The organism is Blautia sp. HA3515 (genome assembly GCF_059933065.1).
Genome location: NZ_JAYFUY010000001.1, coordinates 1 through 9,404, shown reverse-complemented (window position 1 = coordinate 9,404; position 9,404 = coordinate 1). Strand labels below are relative to the sequence as shown.

Below are 9,404 nucleotides of genomic sequence, written 5' to 3'. Positions count from 1 at the left end.
CTCCTTTGCCTTTTCCATTCGCACCACACGGATATACCGATTCAGATTCATACCTGTTTCTTTTTTGAAAATAAAGCTAAGATACCCGGAGGAAAGATATACTTTCTCAGCCAGTGTTTCCAGACTGAGATCCTCTGCATAATGCTGATGAATATAATTCTTAACAGCACCCACCTCATCTCTGGAGCCTGCCATGGAGTTTTTCAGAAATTTCTCATATTCCTGAATATTCTCCCTGGTGATCTTAAGGATCTGCTCAATATTGTTGCACCGGTACAGGCGATCCACCTCCTGATCCAGCCTTCTTTCTGTGGAAAACTGATCCTCCTGAAACAACTCCTGAATCACATTGGAAAACACAAACTTCACATACATAGCTGAAAACTGAGTGTTTTTCTGGTACTTCTCAGTAAGGCATCCAAAATGTCTCCATAAGGCTTCAATGTCCTTACGGCTCACATCTTCTGAAATCTTCTGCATCAACTGAGAATCCTGACTTTGTGCATTGCACATTTTCTCTTCATCTTCTTCAAAGGTAAAAATATGAATATCCGGATGATAGAACTTCTCTTCCATCAGCTGTTCCAGCTGCTCCAATACCCCTGGAAGATTTCGGCAGCCATCAAACTTGTGGCTCACTGCCAAATGGAACTGAAGAGAGGTTCTTTGCTTTAAGATCTGATAAATCTGCTCCGCAACCAGGCGGTACTCACAATATTTGTCTCTGAACAAAAACAAAGACTGCCTTGCATTCAGATTCAGATAAAAGAACTTTCTTCCCACTTCACTTTGAAGTCCTTCTGCTGCAAAATCATCTGCAGTGTCAAAATAATCCTGATCCGTTTCCAAAAGAATCCCGCAATGCCACTGCTCCCAGTTATTCAGATCTACAATCTCTCCAGCCTGCTCCAGAATCTCTTCCTTTCCGGAATACAGATAACTTAAAAGGAAATACTGCTGAAGATAGTTCTTTGCTTTTTGCTCCTGCGCATTCTGCTGATGCCTGCGTGACATCTCCGCCTGGGCTTTGGTAATCACCTGGTGAAATTTTTCCGGATCCACAGGCTTTAATACATAATCCAGCACTCCATATTGGATGGCTTCCTGTGCAAAAGAAAAGTCGCTGTATCCGCTGAATATCACGATCTGAAGATCATTATATTCCTCTCTTGCCTTACGGCTTAACTCCAGCCCATCCATATGAGGCATACGTACATCTGTCATCAGAAGATCCACCTTCTTGCTATGCAGTATATCCAAAGCCTGTTTTCCATTGGACGCTTCGCATATTTCATAGTCTCCCTTTTCTCTTCCAATCAGATATTTGATACCTTCTCTCTCAATCCTTTCGTCATCTACAATTAAAATCCTGTACATTCAGCACCCCGTCTATGATCATAAAAACTTATAACTGTTCAATATCTTTACAGTTACAAAACTTCCTGTTAGTCAAATAAAGATAGTTCCCCGCATAAATGCATGGAACTATCTCTATTTTATCATTCAATGAACATCTTGAAAAGATTAAATTTGATTGAATAATACCAGTTTTTATAATTCTACAGGACGGGCTGCTAATAGATCAGCCTTTTACTGCTCCTGCAACTACACCTTCAATGATATATTTCTGGCAAACCAGATACATTACAATGATAGGAATAATGTCGATCATAATACTTGCCATCATCGGTCCCATCTGTACATGTCCGTAGCTTCCACGGAAATACTGGATTGCCATCGGGATGGTACGGTACTTCTTAATATCCAGCACCAATGTAGGCAGAAGATAATCGTTCCATACCCACATCATTTCAAGGATTGCAGTGGAAATAATGGTCGGTTTCAGGATCGGGACCAGGATCTTGAAGAAAACCTGAAGCGGGCTGCAGCCGTCGATCATAGCTGCCTCCTCAATCTCCAAAGGACTTCCTTTTACGAAGCCGGTAAACATAAATACTGCCAAACCAGCACCAAATCCAAGATAGATGATGCAGATGGAATATGGGTTGTTCAGACGAAGTGTATCCGCTGTCTTTGCCAGGGTAAACATAACCATCTGGAAAGGTACAACCATACTGAATACACAAAGGTAATACAAAATCTTAGAAAGTGCACCGTTTACACGGACAATGTACCATGCACACATGGAGCAGCACAGAAGGATCAGTGCGACAGACATCACTGAGATCACAAGGCTGTACCAGAAAGATGCAAGGAAATCCATCTGTGTAACACTGGCAACAAAGTTCTTAATACCATTCCAGGTCTCTTCTGTAGGAAGCTTAAATACTCCAGATGTAGTGATCGCTGATTCAATCTTCAAAGCGTTGAACAGGATCATTACGATGGGATAGATCCAGGCAACAGAGACAATGGAAAGGATAATTGTAGGCACAATACTTTTTTTCTTTGGTTTATCTGCAATAACTTTATTCTCTGCCATTATGCCTGCACCTCCTTAGATGATGTTGCACGAAGCTGTACCAAAGCGATCACAACTACAAGCACAAAGAATACAACTGCTTTGGCCTGGCCGATGCCCTTCCACTGAGGGCCGCTTCGTCCATAGAATGTATCGTAAATGTTCAATGCCAGCAACTGGGACTGCTTGCCCGGATCACCGCCTGTCAGGGACAAGTTCTGGTCGAACATCTTGAATCCGTTTGTAAGAGTAAGGAATGTACAAATAGTTACAGACGGCATGATCATCGGAATCTTGATCTTAAACAAGATCTGGCTGGAAGTAGCTCCATCGATCTTAGCTGCTTCGATCAGGTCCGGAGATACGTTGTTAAGACCTGCAACATAAATGATCATCATGTATCCGATCTGCTGCCATAAAAGCAGTATGATCATTCCAATAAATCCGTTTCTGGCTGATAACTTCAGCAGCGGCTGTCCCCACATGGACAGAAGACCGTTGATCAAAGTCTGCCAGATATAACCAAGCACAATACCACCGATCAGGTTCGGCATAAAGAATACAGTACGGAATACATTGGTTCCTTTGTAGCCTTTTGTCAGTGCAAGTGCAACGGAAAAAGCAAGTACATTGATAAGAATACTTGAAACAAATGCAAAAACAACTGTCAGCCAGAATGCATGACTGAAGTCTCCGCCGATCAAAATCTTCTGATAGTTGGCAAGGCCAACGAAAGTCACATCTTTAACTGTAGTAAATTTACAAAATGAAAGATAAATACCCCAGATGAAAGGCCATAAAAAACCAATGATAAACGCTGCAAGTGTTGGTAACACAAAGACAGGCCACCACTTTTTAAGAGATTTTCCTACCATCTCTGCTCCTCCTACTTCATTTTATTCCTGTGTGCCTCCGGTTTCTTCGCACTCCAGGCCCTCTTTTCGTAAGACTACGTCTTTCATGTGGAAAGGGGAGGCCATACTTACTGCCTCCCCCTTCTCTTTACTCCAACATCCAAATCCTTGAAAGGTTTTGGATATATTTTACACCAATTACTCAGTCAGAGCTTTCTCTGTTGCCCATCCGTCAACGAATGCAGATACAACATCATCCCAGGAACCGCCAGGGCCTGCATTCAGAAGTAAGGAGCTGTACCAACGCCGTTGCTTCCCACTCTTCAGAAGGCATTGTTGTGAAGTTCCATGATACAGGTGTCAGACCAGCTTCTGTGTATTCCTGATCCTGTTTTAACAAATACGTTTGTAGATTCCTCAGCTGTTTTGAAAGGAATTGTGAAGCCCATATCCTCATTCATAGCCTTTGTACCTGTCTCAGAAGTTACACACCAGTTCATGAAATCAAGTGTAGCCTGAATGTCTTCCTCAGATGCTTCTTTGTTTACACACCAGTAGTTCTCTGTACCTGTTGCAAGACCTTCGTTCTCATCATCTACACCAAAGTAGATTGGGATCATAGCCAGCTCGTCATCGCTGAATGTTTTGGACAGCTCTGCATACTCCCATGTACCATTCTGATAGAATACTGCTTCGCTGTTGATGAACTCGTTACGGGAATCATCAGCTGTCTTAGCGGAAAGATCAGCACCGTCACATGTGGAATCTGTGATGTACAGATCAAATACATTCTTGTAGTTGTCAAGATATGTACCTTCGATTGTATCTGCATCATCTACGCCTTTATCTTTGTACTCATAGTAGAGCGGAAGGTTTGCAAGATGTGTTTTGAATCTCCAGTCGGAGGATCCGTCCATACCTGCACATGTGAATGCACCTTTGATACCAAGCTCATCTTTTCTTGCCTGGATATCGTCAGCAACCTTCTTCAGATCATCAAAGCTCTTGATGTCGTCCAGTGTGTATCCAGCTTTCTCAAGAAGAGTTTTGTTTACGATCAGACCATAAGTCTCGATAACGTATGCAATACCATCAACAGCGTCACCGTCTTTAACAGTGTAAACATCAGATGTAAGCTGTGAATAGATATCGGAATCTTTCAGATCTAAGCAGTAATCTTTCCAGCTTTTCAGTCCAACCGGTCCATTTACCTGGAACAGAGTAGGAGCATCGCTCTTAGCCATCTCAGACTGAAGAGTTGTCTCATACTGTCCGGAAGCAGCTGTAACAACCTGTACATCTACACCAGTCTCCTCTGTGTAAGCTTTTGCAAGGTTCTGCCAAGCTTCATCAGCTTCTGGTTTAAAGTTCAGATAATATACCTTTCCTGTAGCATCGTCTGCCATTGCCGGTACAGCCGGAATCATGGATGCTGCCATAACTGCTGCAAGTCCCATTGCCATTGATTTTCTCATCTTCATTTTTTGTCTCTCCTTTTCATGAGAATCATTTTTGGTCGGATCTTTAATGGATCCGCTGCGTCTTATACGCTGAAACCGGGATGTTCAACCACCCCTGTTCACGTTGATTATATTTTATAGCTTTTAACCAAAATGCACTATATTAAAATTTCAAGAAATATGTTCTTTTTTCATTTTTTACAAACAACGTATGATTTTTTTTTTACATGTTTATGTAATTTTTGTCAAATACATACAAGATAATATATCAAAAATAATCGGATATATAAGGAGTCTGCTGTTCAATGGCATCTTCCAGCATGTCAATAATATCTTCGCCAGCCTTCAGCCGTCCGATCCGGGCCAGATAATCCGGACGCTTATAACCCATCAGCATGGTGGTCATTGTCTGGATACTGATCTGATCCTGGCAGGGCTGATTGATCCGCTCTGCCCAGCCTTTGCCTTCTCTGGATATCTTAAGCAGGAAAGAGCCCTGATTGCACTCCATTACAGGGTCTGTCAAGGTAAATCGCCATTCTCTTTCAGTAATGTCCGGTTTAAAAGGATACTCTGCCACAAAAGCTGCAAAATCCACGATCCTTCCCATATAATAGGGGGAAATCACTTCTTTGATCTCCGCATCCTCCAGAAGAAAGGCCAGCGGTTCATCTGTGTAGGTATCTCCTTCCACCTGGTTGATCATAGAAAAATGAGCCGATACAAAATTCCAAAGGCCGGTTCTGGCTTCTTCATTGTTAAAGATCATATCTTTGATATGAAAAACCTCATTCTCAATCCAGTAGATCACATATCCATCCGGCTCATCCTGCGCATTGTAATAGATCGCAGCCATAATATCATCCCGATCCCAAAGCCAGTATTCATTCCAGGCAAGGGAATCACGGATAATGGCTCCATGGGTATGGGCTGCATATCGGTCATATGTAACCTTCAGTTCTTTGCTGTCAGTATCAACCCTACGTACATCACCTGATACCCATTTCTTCTTGGGCAGCTGGTAATCCTTGATCTCATAGGAAATCTTATCAGAGATCAACTCCCAGCCTTTCCGTCTGTAATAGGGAATGGAATAAGGATAAAGATAACAGATATACTGTTTCTTTTTACGCACATTTTCCAGGGCCTGCTCCAGAAGTCTGTGCATCAGCCCCATATTGGTGTATTCCGGATAAGTGCCCACTCCTGTCAGCCCGCCCATGGAAAAGGTCTTTCCAAAAATCTGAACCTTCATCGGGTAAACGGCCACCTGAGAAACCAATGTGCCATCATCAAACCAGCCAATCACATCGGCCCGTTTCATAGTAGGGAATTTTGCCCTGATGATCTCCTTTTCTTTCCATCCTACAGAATTCAGTTCCTGGTCTGTAACCTGAAATACATAACGAAGCAGTGCATTGTACTGTTCCATGTATTCAGGTCCTACCGGTCCCATTTTCAGATTTTTCTTATTCATAATGATTCTCTCTCCTCGTATGGCAATATATAAGGGGACACTGCATTGCAGCATCCCCTTGTACATTTCATGGATTCTCAGGCTTTTCCAACGGAACCGAAGATTTCCATTTTTTCTTTAACTGTTGCTTTAATTGCTTCAAATCCAGGAGCAAGAAGCTTTCTTGGGTCAAATCCTTTACCCTGCAGATCTTTGCCTTCCTCGATATACTTACGTGTAGCTGCTGCAAATGAAAGCTGGCACTCTGTATTAACATTGATCTTAGAAACGCCAAGATCGATAGCTTTCTTGATCATGTCTGTAGGAATACCTGTACCACCGTGAAGTACTAACGGCATGTCGCCTGTAAGCTTCTGGATAGCATCCAGAGTCTCAAAGCTTAAGCCCTGCCAGTTTGCAGGATATTTACCATGGATGTTACCGATACCTGCTGCCAGGAAATCAATACCAAGATCTGCAACCATCTTGCACTCGTTAGGATCTGCACACTCACCCATACCGACAACACCGTCTTCCTCGCCGCCTGATAGAACCAACCTCTGCCTCAAGGGACATGCCATGCTCTCTTGTGATCTTAACAAGCTCTTTTGTCTTTGCTACGTTCTCTTCGATTGGATAATGAGATCCGTCTGAACATAATGGATGAAAATCCTGCCTCTACACATTTCAGGCATCCGTCTAGAAGCACCGATGGCTCAAGATGAAGAGCAACCGGAACTGTAATATTAAGTTCCTCCATCATACCGTTCACCATTCCCACAACGGTCTTAAATCCTGTCATATATTTACCGGCACCCTCGGAAACTCCCAGGATAACCGGGCAATTCAGCTCCTGCGCGGTAAGAAGAATGGCCTTTGTCCACTCAAGATTGTTGATATTGAACTGTCCGACTGCATAATGGCCGGCCTTTGCTTTCTGAAGCATCTCTGTAGCACTTACTAACATGATAAATTCCTCCTATCTTTCTGGGTACAGTCTTTGCACCCGTCTGAAATGTATTTTAGCAGATTTTACAGCTTTCGTCTATATTTTTACAAAAAAATATTATAATTGCACTGTATCGCTGTCTCGCCGGTTATTTCTCTGACACAGTATCCTCGCATTTGTGATACAGGATCATGGCTCCGAAAGCCGGCATTGGCACATGGATCACACCTGCATTTGCAGTATAGCTGTATTCCTCTGTTGTAAACCCATCCCTGTAGGACAGCAGGACTCTTTTAAGGGTTGCTTCCTCCAGACGGCTGATACCTGTCTGCCACACCTCTGATCTCCACATCCCGGTCATAATCCCGGTTATTCAGGATCACGATCATCTGTTCATCATTCGAAAAACGGCCATAGCCCTAATCCCTGATAATCATTCCACAGGAACTTCAGGGATCCTTCCCGAAGGAATCCGTATTCGTTATGGATCCGGATCATCACCTTGTGGAAATCAATCAAGCCCTGATCTTCCCTTTCCCCATGGATAAGTACGTCGGTTATCCGGATCTGTAAAGCCACAGACTCCTGCCTCATCACCATAATATACAGTAGGAGCTCCAGGCCATGTCATCTGTACAGCCACTGCTTCCCTCATGATCGCAGGATTGATCCCTGAAGATGCAGCTTCTGCTCCTGCATAAGAGATCCTGCCCACCCTGTGGTTGGTCCTTGTAAGGAACCGGGAATGATCATGGTTGGAAAGCTCATTCATAGCAGTATAAAAAGCAGACATGTGAAGGGAACGCATATGATTCTTCATTGCCCCGATAAATGCATCACTGTTTCCATACAGATCCTGCCTGTACTCATCACTGTGCTTTTCCATACCTGTCAGGAACCAGGTTAAAGGCTCCATAAAGGCATCATAGTTCATAACTGTATCCCACTCGTCACCCATAAGCCAGCTTTCAGGATTGCCATAATGCTCTGCCAGGATGATCGCTTCAGGATTGGCTTCTTTTACTGCCTTGCGGAAATCCTTCCAGAATTGATGGTTAAACTCATTGCTGTGTCCCAGGTCGGCAGCCACATCCAGACGCCAGCCATCTACATTGTAAGGAGGTGAAACCCATTTTTTGCCGATCTCAAGTACATAATCGTATAATTCCCTGGAGCCTTCATAATTCAGCTTGGGAAGTGTATCATGTGCCCACCATCCATCGTAAGAAGGATTGTAAGGCCAGCGGTTCTGATCATAAAAGCTGAAGAAATTGCGGTAAGGACTGTCAGCCGAAATATATGCTCCCTTAGGATAGCCTTCCTGATTCTCATAGATCCGCTCTCTGTCCATCCATTTATTAAAGGAACCGCAGTGATTAAACACTCCGTCAAGGATGATCTTCATGCCACGCTTGTGACATCTCCTCTGTCAGCTGTGCAAACAACTGGTTGCTGGCTTCCAGATTTCTTTTGTCTGTTACACGGCGGATATATTTCCATGCATGTGAATTATCCCTGTCCCCGTTCTGGAGGATCCCCTCATTGGTATCTTCAACAATTTTCCCATAATGAGGATCAATATAATCATAATCCTGAATATCATACTTATGGTTACTTGGGGAGACAGATATAGGATTCAGGTAAATAACCTCTATTCCAAGATCCTGCAGGTAATCCAGCTTATCCAGAATACCCTGAAGATCACCGCCATAAAATTCCCGGACGCCCATTACCGCCGGAACCTTTCCCCAGTCATCTACGTGCACACTTAAATCCCCAATATAAGAGTATTCTCCGGTTGCCACATCATTGGATGGATCCCCATTATAAAACCAGTAAACAAAGATCTGATACATCACTGCGCCTCTGGCCCATGCAGGCGTATGATAACCTGGGTAAATCTCAAACTCTGTCCGTTCTTCCGAATTGACCGATACTCCCTGATAGGTGTAATAGCATGTAACCCATCCATATACAACTTCAAAATGATATCTGAATATATCTTCTCCCATCCTGATCTGTGTTTCGTAATAATCAAAGCCATTGGAGGAAGACCATATCTCCATCTCCTGTCTCACATCACCATAGACCAGATACACTGCATCCACATTATTTCTCTGGGTACGAAACCGGATCTTTACAGTGTCACCCGGCATTGGTTCTGACGGACATCTGTGATCTTCAGACCCATCGCTGAACAGCGCATCCTTATTCAGGACAGGCCGCATATTTAATACGTATTGCATATTTTTCATTACATCCG

At 43.3% G+C, this 9,404-nt stretch carries 4 protein-coding genes and 3 pseudogenes; all 7 read right to left on the bottom strand.

All coding sequences use genetic code 11. The features are described 5' to 3' along the window. A partial coding sequence (locus tag R1Y93_RS00035; protein ID WP_500821150.1) for a response regulator transcription factor occupies window positions 1-1,377 on the bottom strand: 1,377 nt, incomplete at its 3' end. Window positions 1,378-1,582: 205 nt separating this feature from the next. Beyond that, a complete protein-coding gene (locus R1Y93_RS00030) occupies window positions 1,583-2,443 on the bottom strand; it encodes a carbohydrate ABC transporter permease (protein WP_500821149.1) in 861 nt (286 codons plus the stop codon). Beyond that, window positions 2,443-3,297, bottom strand: coding sequence for a carbohydrate ABC transporter permease (locus R1Y93_RS00025; protein WP_500821148.1), 855 nt, complete (start codon window positions 3,295-3,297; stop codon window positions 2,443-2,445). Before R1Y93_RS00025 ends, R1Y93_RS00030 begins: the two co-directional genes overlap by 1 nt. 177 nt (window positions 3,298-3,474) lie before the next feature. Further along, window positions 3,475-4,757 (bottom strand): annotated as a pseudogene (locus R1Y93_RS00020) (ABC transporter substrate-binding protein). A 247-nt stretch (window positions 4,758-5,004) separates the two neighbouring features. Continuing rightward, complete coding sequence (locus tag R1Y93_RS00015; RefSeq protein ID WP_500821147.1) at window positions 5,005-6,213, bottom strand: GNAT family N-acetyltransferase; 1,209 nt, start codon at window positions 6,211-6,213, stop codon at window positions 5,005-5,007. A gap of 77 nt (window positions 6,214-6,290) precedes the next feature. Beyond that, window positions 6,291-7,159: pseudogene (gene fba / locus R1Y93_RS00010) on the bottom strand (class II fructose-1,6-bisphosphate aldolase). A 130-nt stretch (window positions 7,160-7,289) separates the two neighbouring features. Further along, window positions 7,290-9,387: pseudogene (locus R1Y93_RS00005) on the bottom strand (glycoside hydrolase family 13 protein). Window positions 9,388-9,404: the final 17 nt, after the last annotated feature.